The organism is Lactiplantibacillus fabifermentans DSM 21115, assembly GCF_000498955.2.
In the GTDB taxonomy this organism is placed as follows: domain Bacteria; phylum Bacillota; class Bacilli; order Lactobacillales; family Lactobacillaceae; genus Lactiplantibacillus; species Lactiplantibacillus fabifermentans.
Genome location: NZ_AYGX02000083.1, coordinates 39,457 through 60,847, shown reverse-complemented (window position 1 = coordinate 60,847; position 21,391 = coordinate 39,457). Strand labels below are relative to the sequence as shown.

Genomic DNA, 21,391 nt, shown 5'->3' with positions numbered 1-21,391 from the left:
TTGTTGAATTGTTAACTTTTTATTATGTTAGGAGCGGGACAAAATTTTAGCGCAATTTTTTCATTTAGCAGAACGTCGCACTTCTGTCCGGCGAGAACTCGTCGGCGGCTTAACGACGTTCCTAGCAATGTCTTATATTTTAGCAGTTAATCCCGAACTATTAGGTAGTGCCGGGATGGATAAATCGGCCGTCTTTACCGCGACCGTCTTAGCAGCGATTGTCGGTTGTTTATTGATGGGGCTGATTGCCAACTTCCCAGTCGCCTTAGCACCGGGGATGGGACTCAACGCCTTCTTCACGTATACGGTCGTGCAAGAATGGCATATTCCGTGGCAAACAGCTTTAGCTGGCGTCTTTGTCGCTGGTCTCTTATTTATCTTATTGACGCTCTCCAAGCTACGCGATAAGTTAATTAATCTAATTCCTAGTGCGTTGAAGTACGCAGTTTCAGCCGGAATCGGCTTGTTTATTGCCTTTTCTGGTTTACAAACTTCAGGCATCATTGTGGCCAATAAGTCCAACGCGGTCGCCTTAGGAAACTTACACAGTCCCACCGTCTTACTTGCCATTTTTGGGATTATCGTCGGCGTCATGTTAGTGACCGCCAACGTGACTGGCGGGATTTTCTGGGGGATGTTCATCACCGCTGTTGTCGGAATGATCTTCCAAGTAATTCCGTTACCGACTGGGATTATTAGTGGTGTCCCAAGTGTTGCCCCAATTTTCGGGCAAGCGGTCACGCATCTGAGCGATATTAACTCATTTCAAATGATCATCGTCATTTTGACGTTCTTCATTATCGGCTTATTTGATACATCAGGGACGTTAGTTGGTGTCGCAACCGAAGCCGGAATGGTCGATCAAAAGACCGGTGAAGTTAACGGTGTTGGTAAGGCCTTATTCAGTGGCGCCTTAGCTACAACATTGGGTGCTATCTTTGGAACTTCCCCAACGACGGCCTACGTGGAATCCACGTCGGGAGTCGCAGTGGGCGCTCGGACCGGGTTATCGTCAGTAGTTGCCGCCATCTTATTTGCCGTAGCGGCCTTCTTCTCACCCGTCTTAACGGTGATTACGTCTGCCGTAACGGCTTCCGCATTAATTATCGTTGGTATTTTGATGTTATCAAACGTCCAATACATTGACTGGACCAAATTCGAAATCGCCGTCCCAGCCTTCATGACCATGATTATGATGTTGTTGACGTACAGTATTTCTGAAGGTTTAGCCGTTGGATTTATTTTCTACCCCATCACGATGTCCGTTAAGGGTCGTTGGCGGGAGGTTAATGCATTGATGTGGACTATGATGGTCGTCTTCATCTTATACTTTGCCTTCGTGGCCTAATCAGGCCAATATCAATCATGTTGATATTAGCCACTAACGGCTACCATAACGATCGCCATTAACAGTCAGTTATCACTGAATAAACATACAAGGGCGCCGCTACAATACAAAATGTAGCGGCGCCGCTTTTTAGCTTAAAATCAATTTTGTTGTGCGTCCGTGGTAATTGAAGTCGCCGTGCAAGTGCCGTTAGTTCGGCGTGATTTTGACCGGGCTCACAACACCGACACCTTTTCTCTCTTAAACTCGGTTATCAACGGCTATTTCGATTAGCCTAACTGCCATCAAAAATGTTCAGCCACACTTTCTTATACTTAAAGTTATTTTGAAAGTGAGCTGAAATCAGCAATTGGCTGACCGTAATGGAATCGTCCTGAAGGTGGCGTTAACGGACGTTTTTTGGCCGTTTACACCACGGACGTCTTTTGAGACTTGGGTTTCAGGCTCAAAAGCGAGGTCCAAGACCGCTTCTCAGGCTTGGACCGGTCCCCATGGCGGCTGGAATTACGGTCAGCCAGCAGCGGCAACAACTATAGAAATGCCAACCCTAACCGAATCAACGTCACTAATAACGGAATCAAGACTAACCCACCGAGTAGGCCGAGCATTAAGCGATAGTCCTTTTTGACTAGCCCCATGATGGCTAAACCACCGTACACTAGCCCGGTTCCGAGCCAAAACAGCGTGATAAGTCCAGGATTACCGGGCGCAATTAGGAAAAATTAAATAATAGCTAACGCGATACTCAACAACGTTAAGCCCCGTAAAGTTAATTTCAAATCCATCTTGCGCCACTTCCTACCGACTAATTTTATCACCATCATGGTAACATCACGTCCGCAGTGGTGCAATCAATTGCACGACGGTGTAAGTTAGCCCCAAACTTCTTCTGCGATTGATTTAACTAAAGCAATCTTGGCCCATTGTTGGTCTTCCGTTAAAATATTGCCTTCTTCCGTTGAGGCAAAGCCACATTGGGTGCTCAAGCACAGGCGGTCCAACGGCACATATTTAGCCGCTTCATGAATCCGGTCGATAATCGTCTGGCGGTCTTCGAGTTCACCTGATTTAGAAGTTAATAGTCCTAAGACGACCAGCTTGTTATCACTGACTAACTTTAATGGTTCAAAGCCCCCAGCACGGTCGCTGTCATATTCTAAGTAGTAGGCCTGCACATTTTCGTGATTGAACAACGGGTCGGCCACAGAATCGTAACCACCAGCCGAAGCCCAAGTTGAATGATAATTACCACGACAAATATGGGTATTAATCGTTAAATCAGCTGGTAAATCTTGAATCGCTTCATTGTTGACTTGTAAATATAATTGCTTGTTTTGATCTAAGACCGCGTCGTTACGGTCAGACACTTCGCCGGTTTCAGCCCCCTTAGCATGATTGCCAGCTAACATGCCCCATGTACAGTCATCTAATTGAATGGTCCGGGCACCGGCCGCATACAAGTCTTCAATCACTTGATGATAGGCCGCTGCCAAATCATGAACAGCTTCCGCATCGGTCGCATAAACTTGCCGTAAACTAGCCACATTTTCGGGCCGTTGTAATTCTGCTAAACATTGTGCGGGTGCCGGAATCGTTTGTTTGACTTGAATGCCATCGCTAACATGGTCACGCACAAACTTGAAATGGTCGACAAACGGATGGTTGGCACCGCTAATCTTACCACTGACATATGCCGATTCAGCCCGCGTTTCTTCATCATGGAACACGTAGCCTTGGTCGAGTTGCTTCTTCGTAATCCCTTGTAAGCCCCAGAAGAAGTCTAAATGCCACCAACTACGCCGAAATTCACCATCACTAACGGCCTTTAACCCGGCGGCTTCTTCTTTTTTGATCAAATCAATAATTGCGGCATCTTCGACTTGTTTCAAACCGGCAGCATCTAACTTGCCAGCCGCAAAATCCGCCCGAGCATCTTTTAACGCTTGTGGTCGTAAAAAGCTCCCAATCGTGTCATACCGAAATGGTGAAGTCGTCCGTTTTGAAAAAGTTGCTGTTGTTGTCATAAATAAAACCCCCGTCTGAATTTTGTTTTTAATCGTAAAAAAATCGCCCCTTCTAACCACCAATGTGATTAAAAGGGACGATTTACTTTGCGCGTTACCACCCTAACTTCGCTAATCGCTCGCACAATTAGCCTCAACGGTACCTGTTGATACCTGGCAAGCTAACGGTTGCAACCGGTCAGTCAGCGTGAACCGCCTGACATGCTCTGAGCTCATCTTCACTACTAGTTAAGCACCCGTTTCCACCGGCCGGGCTCGCTGTTGGTTAATGTCGTAGTTACTCTTCTCGTCAACGCAAATATGAGATTACGATTAAATGATGATTAAACTATAAATCGAATTCTCATAATTGTCAAGAACGATTAAAAAATTTATTTTTTAGCTAGACCTTTCGCGCCGATATCATGCCGATAAATCAAGCTACCCGTATTTAAGACGGCAACTTTGTCATAAGCCGCTTGTTGTGCTTCGGCCAACGTCTTGGCGTGGGCCGTGACCATCATCACGCGTCCACCGGCACTCACTAATGCATCCGGTTGACCCGCAACACTGGCATAGTATGCCCCAGCTAACGTTGGCACGGGGACATCCTTTTGCGGCGTTCCCGGATAACCAGGGGCCGCCAAGACAACGCCTAAATAAGTATCGGTCGTCTGAAAGGTAACGGTTGGTTGCCGTTGTGCCAATAAGTCGACGATCAATTGATAAAAATCGCTGGTCAATTGTGGCAACAAGATTTGAGTTTCCGGGTCACCTAACCGCAAGTTATATTCAATAACTTGTGGCCCCGCTGGCGTTAGAATGCCACCAACGTAAATGACTCCCGCAAATGATAAGCCGTCTGCTTTAAGTCCGGCAATCGTCGGCTCCACGATGGTTTTAACCGTCGTTTCAATAATGGCCGGCGTAATTTGCGGCACGGGTGAATAGGCGCCCATCCCACCCGTATTCGGCCCTTCGTCATTATCTTGCAGACGCTTATGATCTTGTGCGGTGGGTAACAAAACATACTTGTCACCACCGACCAATACCATTTGTGAAAATTCAAAGCCCGCCACGAAATCTTCAATCAAGACCGTGTCCATCGACGCTAAGGCCGTTTTCAAGGCCGCGGCAGCTTGGGCGTAGGTCGTGGCGACCGTCACTCCTTTGCCCGCGGCTAAGCCATCTTGCTTGATAACTTGCGGTAAGGCGTGGTCCGCACTGTACGCTAAGGCGGCCGTTAAGTCGTGAAATAATTGATAGCCAGCAGTCGGAATATGATGTTTAGCCATGAATTGTTTGGCAAACACTTTAGAACTTTCCAATTGGGCTGCGGCTTGGTGCGGGCCAAAAACGGCTAAGCCCGCGGCCTGAAACGCGTCAACGATTCCGCCAGCTAATGGCACTTCGGGACCCACAAACGTTAAATCGAGCGTATTTTCACGGGCAAACTTAATCAACCCGTCAAAGTCCATTTCATCGATGGCGACGGTCGTAATTTGGTCTAAGGCCATGCCCGGATTTCCCGGGGCACAGTAGACGGTACTGACTTGCGGACTTGCTAATAATTGCTTGGCGATGGCATGTTCACGACCACCATTGCCGACGACTAAAACTTTAGCCATGTCTTGCCACCCTTTCAATTAATGACGGAAGTGCCGAACACCGGTCGTGACCATCGCAATGCCATATCGGTCTGCCATATCAATGGAATCTTGGTCGCGAATACTGCCACCGGGTTGCACGATGGCACGAATCCCGTGTTGTGCGGCGTATTCAACACAATCATCCATTGGGAAGAACGCATCGGAAGCTAAAATGGCATTTTCATAACCCGCTTTACTCATCGCTTTTTGAATCGCAATCTTAGTCGAGTCAATCCGGTTCATTTGACCGGAACCAACCCCGAGCGTCCGATCAGCGGTTGTCACCACGATAGCGTTACTCTTAACATGTTTAACGACTTGTTGCCCAAACGCAAGCGCTTGTAATTGGGCTTCCGTCGGTTGGATCTTCGTCACCACCGTAAAGTCAGCCGGCGTTTCAAAGGCTTGGTCTACTTCTTGACGTAACAGCCCCCCACCAACGGAAATGGTTTCAAACTTATCGGCGGTGTGGGCTTGATTAAAGTCCACCGTCATTAAGCGTAAGTTTTTCTTCTTAGCCAAAGCGGCATACGCATCGTCGTCGAAACCAGGCGCAATAATGATTTCCAAAAACAGTTTGTGCATCTTTTCCGCCGTTGCCAAGTCCACTTGGCGATTTAAAGCAATAATGCCACCAAAAATTGAAATCGAATCGGCTTCATACGCTTTATCCCAAGCGCCTTCAATCGTATCGGCTAACCCAACTCCACAAGGATTCATGTGCTTCATCGCGACGACTGCCGGACGGTCATATTCACTGACCATCCGTAACGCCGCATCGGCGTCCTTGATGTTGTTGTAAGATAATTCTTTACCGTGTAATTGTGTCGCTCCAGTAATTGAGAATGGCGTTGGTAACGCATTTTCGTAGAATGAAGCTTGTTGATGGCTGTTTTCGCCGTAACGTAACGCTTGCTTCTTGTCATAAGTTAACGTTAATTTATCAGGGAATTCATCCGTCGTTAAGTATTGGGCGATTAAGGCATCATACGCCGCGGTGTGTTGGAAAACTTTGGCCGCTAACCGTTGCCGCAGTTCCGGTGTTACCGCATCGGCCTGTAAGTCGGCTAAAATCCGATCATAGTCGGCTGGGTCCACGATTGGTAAGACCGCCGCAAAGTTTTTAGCCGCCGAACGTAACATGGATGGTCCACCGATATCGATTTGTTCGATAGCTTCGGCTTGGGTGACTTCCGGCTGCATAATCGTTTGCTTGAATGGATACAAGTTAACGACCACCATATCAATGGGCGTGATGCCGGCATCTTTTAATTGTTGCATATGTGCAGGTAAATCCCGGCGTGCTAATAAACCGGCGTGAACTTTTGGATGAAGCGTCTTGACCCGACCGTCAAGCATTTCCGGAAAACCCGTGACGTCTTCGATACCAATCACGGGAATACCGGCTGCTTCGAGGGCTTTTTTAGTGCCCCCAGTTGAAACCAATTCATAATCTAATTCGACTAACCCTTTTGCAAAATCGGTTAACCCTTGTTTATCAGATACACTTAATAATGCTCGCTTTGTCATTAGATTGCTCCTTCTTGAATGAGTGTTTGTAACACGTCTGGATAAAATTGATGTTCAACGCTGTGAATGCGCGCGGCCAAAGTTTCAACGGTATCGTCGGTTTTGACTGGCACGGTTCGTTGGCCAATAATCTGGCCGGTATCAATGCCCGCATCGATAAAATGAATCGTCACCCCGGTCGTCGTAACCCCGGCAGCAAAGGCATCTTCAATTCCGTGCCGCCCCGGAAACTTCGGTAACAAGGCTGGATGGATATTAATAATTTTATGGGGATAAGCAGTTAATAGTGTCGGACCAATAATCCGCATGTAACCCGCTAATAAAATGGCATCAACGTTCGCCGCTTGCAGTGCCGGCAAAATTGCCGCTTCAGCCGCTGCTTTATTCGCATAATCTCGAAAGTTAACCGTTAAGACTGGCACGCCTAATGCTTGGGCCTTCTCAACGACTGGCGCCGCAGCATGGTCACAAACTAATAAGGCAATCGTCACTGGCATCGACCGGTCGATAATCGCTTGGTGTAAGGCGATAAAGTTCGTCCCATTACCCGAAGCAAAGACGGCAATTTTTTTAGTCATGGTTAGCCTCCGCAAAAACAACTGGGTCACTGCCGGCGTTCACGGTGCCCACTTGATAGAAGGCTTGCTCGTGCGCCGTTAATAATTGGGCCACCGTCGCTAACTGATCAGGATGCACCATTAGGACCATCCCCAAGCCTAAGTTAAATGTGGACCGCACATCATCACTCGTTAAATCACCTAATTCCGCCAGTAATGACATGATTGGTGGGACCGGCCAACTGCCCAACTTGAATTCAGCACTCAAGTTTGCTGGCAAGGCCCGCGCCACATTTTCAATCAAGCCCCCGCCGGTAATATGCGCAATACTAGCGACTGTTTTCGCTTGGAGCAGTGGCATGACACTATCGACGTAAATCTTAGTAGGCCGCAATAATTCCGTTTGTAAGTCATGGCCGAGTTCGGCAAAGACATGATCTAATTTGAATTGATGTTGCTTAAACAGAATGTCACGGACTAAGCTGAACCCATTCGAATGCAAGCCATTAGATGGTAAGCCAATTAAGATGTCGCCCGCTTGCATGTTATCAGCTTGCAATAAGTCAGCGCGGTCGGCAACCCCCACGGCAAAGCCAGCTAAATCATAATGGTCGTGGCCATACATATCGGGCATCTCCGCCGTTTCACCACCAATTAACGTGGTGCCGGCTTGCCGACAACCCTCAATAACACCACCGACGATGGCTTTCACTTTGTCGGTATCCGTGTGACCGAGCCCTAAATAATCCAAGAAGAACTGTGGCTTGGCACCTTGGGCCAAAATATCATTGACACACATCGCCACCAAATCAATCCCAATCGTGGCATGTTGGTGGGCTTCAATCGCCACTAACAGTTTCGTACCCACGCCATCCGTACCGGCCACCAAGACCGGTTCGTGAGCTGTTTGGTCGGCCGATAACGGGAATAAGCCACCAAAGGCCCCTAATTGCGCATTGCCACTCATCTTTTTAACGGCTTTTAAGACTTCATAACCGGCATTAATATCGACACCAGCTTTTTTGTATGCATCGCTCAACTAATCACCCCTCGACTGACTTTTTTGCAACTGGCGAATCTCTTCGTCGTATTCCGCTTGATAATCATACAGTGGCGTTGGATAGTCGCCGTTGAAGTAAGCCATACATAGCCCACCATATGGCGCATCCACCTTTAAACCGACCGCATCGATAACCCCTTGTTCGCTCAAAAATCCAAGTGAGTCGGCCCCAAACGTTTCACACATTTCGGGAATACTCTTTTGGGCCGCGATGAGTTCTTTAGTTGTTTGAATATCAATACCGTAAAAACAAGGGTAACGCAATGGCGGTGAGGCAATCCGAAGATGGACCGACTTCGCACCGGCATCTTTTAATAACTTGACGATACGGCGGCTGGTCGTCCCTCGCACGATTGAATCGTCAATTAAGACGACCCGTTTGCCCGCGACGACCCCCTTAACCGCGGATAACTTCATCCGCACGCCTTGTTCACGCAACGCTTGGGTCGGTTGAATAAACGTCCGCGACGAATATTGATTTTTAATCAAGCCCATTTCATACGGTAACCCACTCGCTTCGGCATAGCCGGTCGCCGCGGATAATGAGGAATTCGGGACCCCCACGACAATGTCGGCATCGACCGGCTGTTCTTGCGCTAACCGCGCGCCCATCCGTTTACGGGCCGAATGGACGTTGACGCCGTGAATATCGGAATCGGGCCGCGCGAAGTAAATATATTCCATCGAACAAATCGCTAATTGCGTATCCGTCGTGTAATGGTCAATCTTTAAGCCATGGTCATCAATCGTGAGCAATTGGCCGGGTTCGACATCTTGAATGAACTTAGCCCCCACGGCATCGAGCGCACACGTTTCACTGCAAACGACGTAACCACCAGTTGGCAATTGGCCGACGACTAACGGCCGAAAACCATTGGGATCTAACGCTGCAAATAAACGGTCATTGGTCATTAACAAGTAGGCGAACCCACCATGGACTTGCCGTAACGCGTCTTTAACTTGGTCGGTCAATGTGGCTGCCGGACTGCGCCGCACGAGATGCATCAAAATTTCACTATCCGAACTCGCATGGAAAATGGCTCCGTGCATTTCAAGCCGCCGCCGTAACGTTACGGCATTCGTCAAGTTGCCGTTATGGGCTAACGCAAACTGACTGTCACTAAAGTTAAAGCTCAGCGGTTGAATGTTTTCTAAACCATGATTCCCCGCGGTCGTGTAACGGACATGACCAATCGCGGCGGTCCCCGTTAAACGCGCTAACTTGCTCGGGTCGCGGAAGACATCCGCTAACAAGCCAAAGCCGCGTTCTGATTGCAAGACGCCGTGGTCATTGGCCGTAATGCCGGCCCCTTCTTGACCTCGATGTTGCAAGGCATGTAAGCCAAAGTATGTGAGCTGAGCGGCATCTGGTGAGCCCCAAACCCCAAACAAACCACATTCTTCGTTTAAACTTTTTACTTCATAAGGCATGGTAACGCCTCCTCCCACAACCGTTTGGCAAAGCTGACTTTCAAGTCAAAAGCTTGATCGGCCGTCATAACCAACATGCGGTCATCATCAGTTGTTTGACCCAGGTACGTCGCATATGGGTCCATTAAACTTTCAAATTCAGCCCGGTGGTCCGGAGTAACCGAAATGACAAAGCGCGATTGCGTTTCTGAGAAGAAGTTAGCAGCACAAATGTCACTCTTCAAATCCACCCCAAAACCTTTACCGAAGCATGATTCAGCGATAGTGGTAATCAAGCCACCTTCTGAAACATCGTGGGCACTCGCAACCAAGCCTTTTTGAATCGCCCGTAATAATAAGCGTTGATTTTGATTTTCCGTTACTAAGTCAAAATCAAATAACTCACCGCTAATTTCACCAGTCAACATCTTTTGGAGTTCCGAGCCGTTGAACGCCTCATCGGTCGTCCCTAAGACGTACACGGCATCGCCAGCGTGTTTGAAATCTTGGGTGGTAATATCTTGTTGATGCTTAATCAAGCCGACCATCCCAATCATCGGCGTCGGATAAATTGCTTCACCGTTGGATTCATTGTTTAACGAAACGTTCCCCGAAATAACGGGCGTATTGAACAATTGACAGGCGCGGGCGATTCCTTGCGCCGATTCGTCTAAGTCATAAAATTGTTCGGGCTTTTCTGGATTACCATAATTCAAGCAATCCGTAATCCCAAGGGGTTGCCCACCGGAAGCAACAATATTACGGGCCGCTTCAGCCACGGCAATTTCACCCCCAACCCGGGGATTCAAATACAAGTAGCGACCATTAACGTCAGTCGTCACGGCCAACGCTTTATCCGTGTGACGAATGCGAATGACCCCGGCATCCGAACCCGGTTTAACAACGGTATTCGTCAACACTTGGGAGTCATAAGTTTCGTAAAGTGACGCTTTGGACGCAATCGTTGGTTGTTGCAACATCTTCTTCAACGCACCAGTCGCATCCACGATGCGTGGCATGAATTGATGATGACTTTGCTTGTTCAACCGCGCGGGCCGTTTCTTTTCCCGTTGATAAACGGGCGCTTTGGTGGCTAAGGCATCCACAGGCACGTCGGCGACCAGTTCATCATGGTGAAATAATTGATATTGATGCCCAGCGGTGACGTGGCCAATCGTGACCGCATCTAAGCCGTACTTTTTAAAAACGTCATAAATTTCCGCTTCAGCCCCAGCCTTAACGCATAAGAGCATCCGTTCTTGTGATTCTGACAACATCAATTCAAACGGTGACATCCCGGTTTCACGTTGGGGAACTAAATCGAGATTTAATTCAAGCCCACTTCCGGCTTTGGACGCCATTTCAGCGGACGACGAAACTAAGCCGGCGGCGCCCATATCTTGAATCCCAATCAAGACATCGCGGTGGTCATGAATCACTTCCAAGCAGGCTTCCATCAAGAGTTTTTCCATGAAAGGATCACCAACTTGAACGGCGGAACGTTGCGTATCTTTGGCATCGTTAAATTCCGCAGAGGCAAAGGAGGCGCCGTTGATCCCGTCGCGACCCGTTTTGGCCCCGACATAAATCACGCTGTTGCCAATCCCCGTCGCTTGTCCTTTTTGAATGTCGGCTTGGTCCAAAATACCGACACACATCGCGTTAACCAGTGGATTTTTTTGATAGCTGGCATCAAAAACCGTATCGCCACCAATCGTCGGAATCCCAATACAGTTACCGTAGCCGCCAATACCGGCCACGACTTGGGAGATCAAGTATTTTGTATGTTCATCTTCCGGTTCCCCAAACCGCAAACTGTCGAGTAAGGCAATCGGGCGCGCCCCCATCGAGAAGATATCGCGAATAATACCACCGACCCCAGTTGCGGCGCCTTCATAAGGTTCCACCGCGGAAGGATGATTATGACTTTCGGCTTTGAAAACGACGGCTTGACCGTCACCAATATCAATGATGCCGGCACCTTCACCGGGACCTTCAATAACTTGTTCACCTTGCGTCCAAAACTTTTTCAAAACGGGTTTGGAGTTTTTATACGAACAATGTTCACTCCACATACCGGAAAACAGCCCGGCTTCCGTATAGTTTGGTAACCGTCCTAAAACGGAATCCGTCAACAATTGATATTCGTCATCAGTGAGGCCCCATTCACGGTAAGCCTTAGTGGTTTTTAAGGCTTCCGGGGTTAATTCTTGTTCTTTAAGCATGCGCGACCTCCTGTTGATTAGCTAATAACGATTGGAAAATGCCTAAGCCATCGGTCGACCCTAAGATGGTTTCCACCGCGCGTTCGGGATGGGGCATCATGCCTAAAACATTACCTTGACGATTCATGACGCCGGCAATATTCGCCGTACTCCCATTAGGGTTATCGGCATATTCGAAGATGATTTGCTGGTTAGCCCGTAATTCGGCCAAGGTCGCGTCATCGCAATAGTAGTTCCCTTCACCATGGGCAATTGGCAAATTAATATGCGCATTTTCGGCGTAAGCAGATGAGAATTGCGTCTGGTTATTTTTAACGATCAATTCACTCGTCTTGCAAATAAACTTGGATGACCGGTTGGCCTGTAAGGCCCCGGGTAATAACCCGGCTTCGGTTAAGATTTGAAAGCCATTGCAAATTCCCATGACGGGTTTACCCGCACCGGCGAAGGCTTGAACCGCCGTCATCACAGGCGCAAACCGCGCGATTGCGCCACTGCGCAAGTAGTCACCGTACGAAAACCCACCAGGTAAAATAACGGCATCGTAGGCGGATAAGTCGGTCGTTGTTGCTGGGACCAAGTCCGCATCAGCTTTTAAAATATCACGCAGCGCATTGACCATATCGTGGTCACAATTGGAACCGGGAAAAACTGGTACGGCAAACTTCATGACTATAACGCCTCCATCTGCGAGATTTCGTAACGGTAAGTTTCCATGTTGACATTCGCTAATAAGCGGTCACACATTTCATCGACTTCGGCTTCAATCGGACGCTTATCCGGTTTAATCTTAATTTCAAAATATTTACCAAGTTCCACGCTGTCAACATTGGTATAGCCTAAACGGTGTAACGCATCATTAACGGCTTCCCCTTTAGGGTCTAAGATTGATTCCTTATAAGTCACGTAAACTTTAACCAAGTACATTATTGTTGGCTCCCTTCAACAGTGGCTAGGCGTTGTAAAACTTCTTTATAGACGGTCGTCAAATCGCCTAAATCTTTGCGGAAAACATCTTTGTCTAATGACTTTTGGGTCTTTTCATCGACTAAGCGGCAACTGTCCGGTGAAATTTCATCGGCTAAGAGCACCTGGCCTTCATCAGTCAGCCCAAATTCAATTTTGAAATCAACTAGTTGGACGCCCATTTCAGCAAAAATGGCTTGCAAGCGGTCATTGACGAGTAAGGCCTGACGCTTCATTTCTGCCACTGTCTCGGCACTGGCAACTTTTAAAGCGGCAACTTGCGAATCATTGATGAACGGATCATCTAAGGCATCACTCTTATAGAAGAATTCCAAGACGGGTTCGTCGAATTTCATCAGATGGTCCACCGCGAATTTGCGTTCAAAACTTCCAGAAGCCGCGTTACGAACGACCGTTTCCAAGGGAATCATCTTGACGCGACGCACTAATTGCACGCGGTCGGATAATTGTTCAATAAAGTGATTTTTAATGCCATGTTGAGCTAAATCGGTAAAAATCAAGCTCGAAATGTGAGCATTGAGCAACCCTTTCTGGTCAATGGCGACCTTTTTCTTGCCATTTAAGGCGGTCGCTTGATCTAAATAATCCACCCATAAGACATCGGGATCATTCGTCGCGTACATTTCCTTAGCTTTACCGGTATATAACAAATCACCTTTTACAATTTCCGTCATCTTTATTGTTCTCCCTTCAATGTTGCCAATGAATTTAACGCGTCATCAATATCGTCAGCTAAGACCGTCACATGGCCCATTTTGCGCTGCGGTTTGATGTCGGCTTTGCCATAATCGTGAAAATGCCATTCCGGATGGTCTACCAGTTGTTCGCGGGCGACCGTCAAATCGGCGCCGAGCAAGTTGCGCATCACCGCTGGCTTAATTTGTGTAATCGGTGGAATTGGCAAGCCACAAATACTACGGATATGGGCTTCAAATTGTGAAATATTGCAGGCTTCAATCGTATAGTGGCCCGAATTATGGGGCCGCGGCGCGAGTTCGTTAACTAACAAGGTGTCATCTGGCAAAACGAAAAACTCAATACCTAAGACACCGCGTAGTTCCAAAGCTTCCGCAATCGAAACGGCGATTTTGCGCGCCGCAGCGTGGACCGCGGGACCGACATTGGCCGGCGCAATCGTGGTGTGTAAAATGTGATGTTGATGTCGATTTTCAACGAGTGGAAAGGTCGTCACGACCCCGGTGGCACTCCGCGTTACCATGATGGAAACTTCAGCGTGGAACTCTTGCCGCGCTTCTAAAATGCAGTCATGCTTGAGTAACGCTAAGGCGTCATCGGTTGGTTGCGATTGATTAATATCGACTTGGCCGTGGCCATCATAGCCGCCAGCAATCGTTTTTAAAATCGCCGGCGTGCCGACGCGATTAATCGCAAAATTTAAGGATTGTTGATCATTGGCCGGGGCAAAGGGTGTCACCGGAATCCCGTGATCATGTAAGAATTGTTTTTCATTGAGCCGGTTACCGGTAATATGTAGCAACGCGGTTCCTTGTGGTAATTGGGCATATTGTTGGGCCGCTTGCAGCGCGGCTTCATCAACGTTTTCAAATTCATAAGTTAAGACATCGCTGCGTTTAGCTAATTCAATCAACGCAGTTTGGTCTTCATAAGCCGCCGTAACTTGAAAATCAGCGACTTGGGCAGCGGGGGCTTGCGGCAGCGGGTCTAAGACGCCCACATGATACCCCATCGCTTTGGCACTTAAAGCCATCATCTGGCCAAGTTGACCGCCACCAACGATACCAATCGTTGCGGGTGGTAAAATGGCTTGTTTAAAATTGGCGTTCACTTTGTTCAGCCTCCTGCCGTTGTCGTTGTCGGAAATCAGCTACTGCTTGTTGGGTGGTTTGATCTTGTAATCCTAAAATTTGCGCCGCTAACAAGGCCGCGTTTTTCGCTCCCGCATCGCCAATGGCCATCGTGGCTACTGGCACCCCACCAGGCATCTGTACAATTGAAAGTAAGGAATCCATCCCGTTCAACGCCCGGGTCTTAATCGGTACCCCAATCACGGGCAACAACGTGTTCGCCGCCAACATCCCCGGTAAATGCGCCGCCCCACCGGCACCCGCAATAATGACTTGCAAGCCCCGTTTGGCCGCTTGTTCCCCGTACGTTTGCAACTTATCCGGCATCCGATGCGCGGAAATCACGTGCTTTTCGAAGTCTATCCCCATGGCAGTCAACTGCTTCGCTGCCAGTTCCATGGTCGGCCAATCAGAAATTGACCCCATCACTAAACCAACCTTAGCCATCTCAATCCTTCTTTCTTTGTTTTCACCATAAGTTTAGCAACATCAAGTAGCACTGTCAACGAATTTCTTAACTTTATCCATATATTAACATTTTAATGTTCGTGTTTATTAAATTAACCCGGTGTGTCTTTGACCTAATGATTAATATATTTTTACGAGTATAAGGTCGCGTTTGTTAGGTTAGATTACCTTTAAGCCACCTTAAGGTCCCAACCAAGTATCATTTTATTTATATAATAAAAGCCGAACATTAAAAGTTCGGCTTTTTTAGTATGTGACTGTTTTCGCCTCCAGCCAGTTAGCAGCGCGCGGTGGGGCAGACCTGGGGCCAAAAAACGGTCCCCAGGGCACTTTCATGCCTGACTAAAACCCTTGTCAGTCATGAAAGCTGGCCCCAGATTGTGCTTGGCCAAGCCCGCCAAACGCAATCTGCGACACGGCGCGCTGCTAACTGGCTTCCGGCTATATCACGTTTCCATATTTAATAACAACAACTACATCGTGTATTCAAAGCTGATTCACGATACTCAATTGGCATGATTACAACAGGTGATAATAAGTCGCATCAAGTGTGGACTGAAACTAATAATCAACTCAATTGTCTGAAAATATACTCGCAGTCATCCCATAAAAAATTCGTACTCAGCCATTTCCCAGTCAAACGCTTTATCGTTCAGCTATCTGATTGATAACAATCGCGATAAATTGAACAACTTATCAGATATGTTAGAAACTGAGAAGCTGCTTAACTACTTTTCAACTGAGCGCAGCCGGAAACGACTAGTGGGCGCACCGTGTCGCAATTAGTCCTTGGCGCATTTTGCCAAGGGCTGATTGGGGGCGACTTTTCCGACTGGCAGCGGGCTTTTGCCTGGCGAAAAAGCGCCCTCGGGACCGCCCTTTGGCCCGAGGTCTCCCCCACGGTGTGCCCACTAGTCGTTGGAGGCATTCCAGACTAAAAAAACGACCACTAAAATAGTGGTCGCTCGAATAATACTTTATTTAATTAGTCTTTCGCAGAAGCGCCGGAAACACTGTCAACGTCTTTTGGGGCCGCTGGCTTCGTTTCGACGTCGGCGGAAGCGGAGGCGCCGCTGACTTCATCGGTGGCAGGCTTTTCAGCTGGTTTTTCGGTATCGGCGGAAGCCCCGGAAACATCGTCGGGCTTAGCTTTTTCAGCCGCAGCGTGTGACGAGGCTCCCGAAACAGCATCTGCTTTCGCGTTAGGATCTTTAGCTAACACTTGGCCGGTGTGTTCCAAGTAATACTTCACGATTGGCATCAAATCGAGGACGAATTCGTTAATCCCACGATAGCCGCCTTGGTCATCATGCATCGCTTGATAGTAGTGCATGATGTACTTGTCCGGACCCATGCCGGGAACGGGCAACTTGAATAAATCAGTCTTGCCAGTCCGTAACATGTGAACGACTTGTTGAACATGTGGAATCGCCGCTTTAGGATGACAGTCCGCCATCGGGTTCCCGGCCGAACCAGGTGTCCGACCAGCCAACATGTCTTTAACATCCATCGTGTGATTGTAATATAGGAATTGATTATTATCATCGGCATACGTTAATTCCATCGGCATGGAATTTAAGAACCAATTTAATTGATCAACCGTCAAGACGCCGCGGTCTAACTTCACGTAGTCGCTACCTTCAGCGGCGTGAGTCTTTTCAGCAGCTTGTTCCACCCAGTCGTCGGCATGCATATCGAGCCCTTTGATGGTCGTATCAACCGTCCCATGGGATTCCAAGTCTTCTTTTTTCCAGCCTTCATCCGCTTTGTCGTTCATCGAATTGATGACTTTAACAAATTGGGTGAACTTGCCGATAGTTTCTTTCAAGAAGCCCACCGTCCGGTCATCTTTTAAGTTGTTGTGGTCGTCAAAGGCCGTCTTAACATCGCCTAATAAGAATTCATTTCCGGGCATGACGATCGCGTCAACGCCGGGTGATTCCAAAATTTGGCGTAAGTTTAATTGCGCCCGTGAGGAACCTTGGTCGTAATATGAAGCGCCCACGATCATTAAAGGTTTCCCGGATAAGGGGTGAATTTTGAATGATAACCATTCGATAACACTCTTCAAACTAGCGGTAATCGTATGATTATGTTCCGGGGTGGCAATGATGACCCCGTCGGCTTGCGTAATTTTCCGATTCAAAAATTGAACCGCGTCACCATCAGTTTGGTCGTCACTTTGATTGAACATCGGTACATCGTCAATGTCTAAGATTTCCAAATCAATTAAGTCACTAAAATGGGTGGCGATAAACTTTAACAACATCCGGTTGTATGATTGATCAGCTACGGAACCGGCAATCCCTACTAATTTCAACATGAACAAACACCCCTTCTATAAGTTATCCCAGTCTAAATCCCGAACTTCTTGTGCCGTGGCGGCATGCGCATTCTTTAAGCGCTTCGTGATTTCCACAAAAGTTTCAAAATCAGCGAATAAGCCATCGAGTTTGGCAGTCTTTTGTTCGTCTACTAAGTTACCCGTTTCGTCAAACGCTTGTAACGAGTGACCTAATAAGAATTCAGAACTTGGCATGATGCGCGCCCGCAATTCTGGAGAATCCAAGATTTGACGTAAATGTGCTTGGGCCCGCGATGTCCCGAGTGAGCCATAGGACGCCCCGATAATCATGACGGGTTTATCCACAAATGGATGAATGTGGAATGACAACCATTCGAGCGCATTCATTAACACAGCGGGCGCCGAGTGATCGTATTCTGGCGTTGAAATAATCACCCCATCCGCGGCCTCAATCTTGGCAGCCATGTCCGTTACGGCCGCGGGTACTTGTTTGTCAGCGGGTTTGTTAAACATTGGTAACCCTTTAATTTCCATTAATTCAATTTCAGCTTGGTTGGCGTAATGCTTTTGCATATATTGTAATAGTTTACGGTTAGTCGAATTATCAGAGTTCGTCCCAACAATAGCGATAAATTTATCCATAACACACGACCCCTTTATGATTTAATCAGCTGTTTTGATATATTTTACTAATTCACAGCTATATTGTAATAGATTTCACTAAATAAATCAAAATAATATTTAAAGCGATTACATTTTTATATAGGTAAGCCACCGTTTAAACGGTCAGCCCCTATTATAATTAGTTTTACCAGCTATTTACAGCTAAAAAGCATGCATCGATCACGCTTTCACATGATGGCCCTAATCCAAGTAAATCCGGCGTAAGTCAGCAATTTCTTGTTTGGTCAACTTCAATTCTGTCCGTAAATAATGTTCCAAGTTGCCGGATTGACGCTTGATTTCAGCTAATGCGGCATCCAAATAATCAGCATTCACTGACCACAATGCTTTGATACTATCCACCGCATCCGTGGATAACCCTTGCTTTTGGGCCGCCGCCACCGCGCCATCAATCCGTTGCACCGATGCAGCATTGGTCAAAATGTAGTCTTGACGAATCGTCTCAAAATCGACGCCCAAAGCCGTCAACAAGTAAACGGCCCCCATCCCCGTGCGGTCTTTACCGGCTGTACAGTGAAACAGTAAAGCTTCGTCGGGTTGGTCATTGGCCAATAAATTATCAAAGAACCGGCGATATTCCTTTTTAGCGTGGTGTTCATTCGCCACCATGCGGTACACTTTGAGCATGTGACGATAACCACTAGCGGGGTGCTTTTCTAAGTCCGCCGCCATTTTATCTTGACCGTCGGAATTTTTGGTTTCATCGACATTGAACACGGGTGCATACACATATTTGGCGTTACCAGGCACACGGTCAGGTTCATCGAGTACTTCTTTGGGTGAGCGAAAATCAATATCATAGCGCACCCCATACTGATCAAGCATCGTTAGATCAGCCGCCGTTAAATCACTCAAACTACCACTCCGAATGAGTTTATGCCATTTGATCGTATGGCCATCTTTCGTTTGATAACCACCTAATTCGCGGAAGTTTATCCCTTGTTCCATCGTTAAAATACGTTGTTCTGCCATTGTGCTGTCCACCTATCCTGTGTATTTATGACGACGCGTTCGTCAATCATCGTCAGTCATTCAAATGAGCTACCTTTATTTTACCATTGCCCAGTCATTTAGTAGCGTGGAGTTTGCACGGCTGGCAAATTTTCTGCGTCTCAAATTGAACTTATTATATGATTTATCGGCCTAACCACCATTATCCACGCGGGTTGCGTGTAAATGAGGGCGCACCAATTATTGACAAAGCGCGCAACGGTGAGAAAATAATGATAATACGTTTTATATATGGAGGATTTTGATATGACTTTAGACTATGCACAGCAAGCGACTTGGCAACCAGTTGGCGGTAACGTCCAATCACCCATCGACATTCAAACGACGACCACGACGGCTTCCCAATTAGCCGCCATTAGTTGGCGCGGCTTGTATCAAGCGCAAACCATCATGGACGACGGCACGACTTTAAAAGCCGCGGGCAAAGGCGCGGCCTACTTAAATGACCGCGATTTCGACTTTGAACAAGTCCACTTCCACATTCCCGCTGAACACTTAATCGACGGCGTGGCCGCTCCCATTGAATGGCACTTGGTTCATCGTAGCGCGACTGGTCAATTGGCCGTAGTCGCCGTCTTTGGCCGTATCGGCAAGCCCAACCAAGCCTTCCAAGGGTTATTGGATCAATTCACGCCCAAAGCCAGTCATGACTTGACCGAACCCGTTGATTTAACGAAATTACTCCCGGATACTGGCACGGTCTATCATTATTTGGGCTCACTAACGACGCCGCCATTGACGGAAAGTGTTGAATGGTACGTTTGCGGCGATAGTGTCATGCTTGGTGAAGCCCAATTACAAGCTTACCAAGCCTTGTTCCAACCTAACGCCCGGGCAGTCCAACCTTTAAACGACCGCCCCGTTATCGCTGAACGGTTCTAACAACTAACAACGGAAGTGAGGTGAACACATGCCCAAGAAAGTTATCTGGGGATTGATTGCCTGCGGGGCCTTCTTAATTCTAATTGTCACGCTTGGTTTAACGACGCAATTGCACAGTGACCGCACTAGTCATGTGATCACCGCTCAAAAACGCCCGCTAATTCTAGTCGGTGGCAGTAGTAGTACGCCTGAAGATTTTGATGACATGATCAAAACCTTGAATTCGCAACATCAACACCCGATTATCAATGTCACAGTCACTAAAAAACAAACGATTCAATTCAAAGAGACTCGCGTGGACGGGACTCATTTAAGTGATGCGTTAATCGTGATTTACTTTGAAGATAGCACGGATAGTAATGATAACATCATCACCCAAACGACCGGCCTCGACAAAGCGCTACGTTACTTGCAAAAACGGGTAGGCCTAAAAACCGCTAACGCTCTTGGTTACTCCAATGGTGGTCTAATCTGGAGCCGCTATTTAGCCGGTCTCGCCGGTGGCAGTGTCGCCGACATTCAAAACTTGATGCTCCTCGGCACGCCTTTTTTAGGCACCAACGAAAAGCACCCCGACAAAACCTTATATGACCCGTTACTCGCCAACAAAGACAAGTTCAAAAGCTTGGATACCGTCGTCAACATTGCGGCGGATACAAGTAGCGGCGATGACGACGTCGTTCCACTAAGTAGTGTCACCGCGGGCGGCACGCTCTTCATGAATACGGCCGACCGCTACACCCAAATGACCGTTAATCAAAAGGACTTAACCCACGGCACCCTCATCCACGCCGCCTACGTAGCCCGGCTCGTCCGGCAAAATTTATTGAATCAATAATCCAATCTTTAACCGTCCGCATCCTCAGATACGGACGGTTTTTGGGAGTTGCCACTGCCGGTCAGCAGTAATTCCAGTCGCGGTGACGACCGGTTCGAGCCTGAGAAGCGGTCTCGAACCTCACTTTGAAGCTTGGGACAATTCACCAATCTTCAAAGATGCCAGTGCTGTAAGTCCGGCAAAAACCATGCCGAACTTACAGCACTGGCACGGCGACTTCCATTACTGCTGACCTCCAGCTAAAACTTAGCGTCGCTTTCAATATAGGAACCAGTCGACAATCAAAAATACCCAACTACCAAAATAGTAGCTGGGTATTTTTATATCCGATCATATTTAGCTGCCAGCTAATTGTCACAACTGCCAACTGAGTTTCTTCACACGCAATAGTTGTATGGCAACACCAGCGATATATCAAGTAGACCAAAAGACTCAAAAGTGACCGTAGTGACGGAAACAGCTGTATGCGTGGCATTAATATCGTAATTTCCCATATTTACACCAGCGACGCCTTGACTGGTTCCTGCTCAAAGTCATTTATCCTACAGTTAGTCAGTGGCTTGGCAACCTTAACTGAATGTGCACATGATTTCTCTGTCCTTAAGCTG

General features: G+C 47.7%; 18 protein-coding genes. 3 read left to right on the top strand and 15 right to left on the bottom strand.

Annotated features, from left to right (window positions below; translation table 11 throughout):
• Positions 1-43: 43 nt before the first annotated feature.
• Positions 44-1,348, top strand: a complete 1,305-nt coding sequence (locus tag DY78_RS08105) for an NCS2 family permease (RefSeq protein WP_024623580.1) — start codon at positions 44-46, stop codon at positions 1,346-1,348.
• Between the two features lie 872 nt (positions 1,349-2,220).
• Here DY78_RS08105 and DY78_RS08100 read toward each other — a convergent pair.
• The 15 genes from DY78_RS08100 to DY78_RS08030 form a co-directional block, all read right to left on the bottom strand.
• Positions 2,221-3,372 (bottom strand): 5-methyltetrahydropteroyltriglutamate--homocysteine S-methyltransferase, encoded by a 1,152-nt coding sequence (locus DY78_RS08100; RefSeq protein WP_024623581.1) that lies wholly within the window; start codon positions 3,370-3,372, stop codon positions 2,221-2,223.
• A gap of 371 nt (positions 3,373-3,743) precedes the next feature.
• A complete protein-coding gene (purD, locus tag DY78_RS08095; protein WP_024623582.1) occupies positions 3,744-4,979 on the bottom strand; it encodes a phosphoribosylamine--glycine ligase in 1,236 nt (411 codons plus the stop codon).
• Positions 4,980-4,997: 18 nt separating this feature from the next.
• The gene (gene purH, locus DY78_RS08090; RefSeq protein ID WP_024623583.1) at positions 4,998-6,530 is read right to left on the bottom strand and encodes a bifunctional phosphoribosylaminoimidazolecarboxamide formyltransferase/IMP cyclohydrolase; all 1,533 of its coding nucleotides are present in this window, start codon (positions 6,528-6,530) and stop codon (positions 4,998-5,000) included.
• Entirely contained in the window at positions 6,530-7,108 is a 579-nt protein-coding gene (gene purN, locus DY78_RS08085) for a phosphoribosylglycinamide formyltransferase (protein ID WP_024623584.1), read from the bottom strand. The genes purH and purN overlap by 1 nt, the downstream gene beginning before the upstream one ends.
• Complete coding sequence (purM, locus tag DY78_RS08080; protein ID WP_024623585.1) at positions 7,101-8,126, bottom strand: phosphoribosylformylglycinamidine cyclo-ligase; 1,026 nt, start codon at positions 8,124-8,126, stop codon at positions 7,101-7,103. The genes purN and purM overlap by 8 nt, the downstream gene beginning before the upstream one ends.
• Positions 8,127-9,578 carry an amidophosphoribosyltransferase gene (gene purF / locus DY78_RS08075; protein WP_024623586.1) on the bottom strand — a complete coding sequence of 484 codons (1,452 nt, stop codon included), beginning with the start codon at positions 9,576-9,578 and terminating at the stop codon, positions 8,127-8,129.
• A complete protein-coding gene (gene purL / locus DY78_RS08070; protein WP_024623587.1) occupies positions 9,563-11,782 on the bottom strand; it encodes a phosphoribosylformylglycinamidine synthase subunit PurL in 2,220 nt (739 codons plus the stop codon). Before purL ends, purF begins: the two co-directional genes overlap by 16 nt.
• Positions 11,775-12,452, bottom strand: a complete 678-nt coding sequence (purQ, locus tag DY78_RS08065; protein WP_024623588.1) for a phosphoribosylformylglycinamidine synthase subunit PurQ — start codon at positions 12,450-12,452, stop codon at positions 11,775-11,777. Before purQ ends, purL begins: the two co-directional genes overlap by 8 nt.
• 2 nt (positions 12,453-12,454) lie before the next feature.
• Positions 12,455-12,709, bottom strand: coding sequence for a phosphoribosylformylglycinamidine synthase subunit PurS (gene purS, locus DY78_RS08060; protein WP_024623589.1), 255 nt, complete (start codon positions 12,707-12,709; stop codon positions 12,455-12,457).
• Positions 12,709-13,443, bottom strand: a complete 735-nt coding sequence (gene purC, locus DY78_RS08055) for a phosphoribosylaminoimidazolesuccinocarboxamide synthase (protein WP_024623590.1) — start codon at positions 13,441-13,443, stop codon at positions 12,709-12,711. Before purC ends, purS begins: the two co-directional genes overlap by 1 nt.
• Before the next feature lie 2 nt (positions 13,444-13,445).
• Complete coding sequence (gene purK, locus DY78_RS08050; protein WP_024623591.1) at positions 13,446-14,576, bottom strand: 5-(carboxyamino)imidazole ribonucleotide synthase; 1,131 nt, start codon at positions 14,574-14,576, stop codon at positions 13,446-13,448.
• Positions 14,560-15,042: a 5-(carboxyamino)imidazole ribonucleotide mutase gene (gene purE, locus DY78_RS08045; protein WP_024623592.1), complete on the bottom strand. Its 483-nt coding sequence runs from the start codon at positions 15,040-15,042 to the stop codon at positions 14,560-14,562. The genes purK and purE overlap by 17 nt, the downstream gene beginning before the upstream one ends.
• A 1,006-nt stretch (positions 15,043-16,048) precedes the next feature.
• Positions 16,049-17,383, bottom strand: a complete 1,335-nt coding sequence (locus DY78_RS08040) for an NADPH-dependent oxidoreductase (protein ID WP_024623593.1) — start codon at positions 17,381-17,383, stop codon at positions 16,049-16,051.
• A gap of 18 nt (positions 17,384-17,401) precedes the next feature.
• Positions 17,402-18,010: an NADPH-dependent FMN reductase gene (locus DY78_RS08035; RefSeq protein WP_024623594.1), complete on the bottom strand. Its 609-nt coding sequence runs from the start codon at positions 18,008-18,010 to the stop codon at positions 17,402-17,404.
• Between the two features lie 222 nt (positions 18,011-18,232).
• The gene (locus DY78_RS08030; protein WP_024623595.1) at positions 18,233-19,024 is read right to left on the bottom strand and encodes a tyrosine-protein phosphatase; all 792 of its coding nucleotides are present in this window, start codon (positions 19,022-19,024) and stop codon (positions 18,233-18,235) included.
• Between the two features lie 285 nt (positions 19,025-19,309).
• Here DY78_RS08030 and DY78_RS08025 point away from each other — a divergent pair, with 285 nt between their 5' ends.
• On the top strand, positions 19,310-19,945 hold the full coding sequence (locus tag DY78_RS08025) for a carbonic anhydrase family protein (protein ID WP_024623596.1): 636 nt from the start codon (positions 19,310-19,312) through the stop codon (positions 19,943-19,945).
• 28 nt (positions 19,946-19,973) lie between these two features.
• Complete coding sequence (locus tag DY78_RS08020; RefSeq protein WP_024623597.1) at positions 19,974-20,783, top strand: alpha/beta hydrolase; 810 nt, start codon at positions 19,974-19,976, stop codon at positions 20,781-20,783.
• The last annotated feature ends 608 nt before the right edge of the window (positions 20,784-21,391 follow it).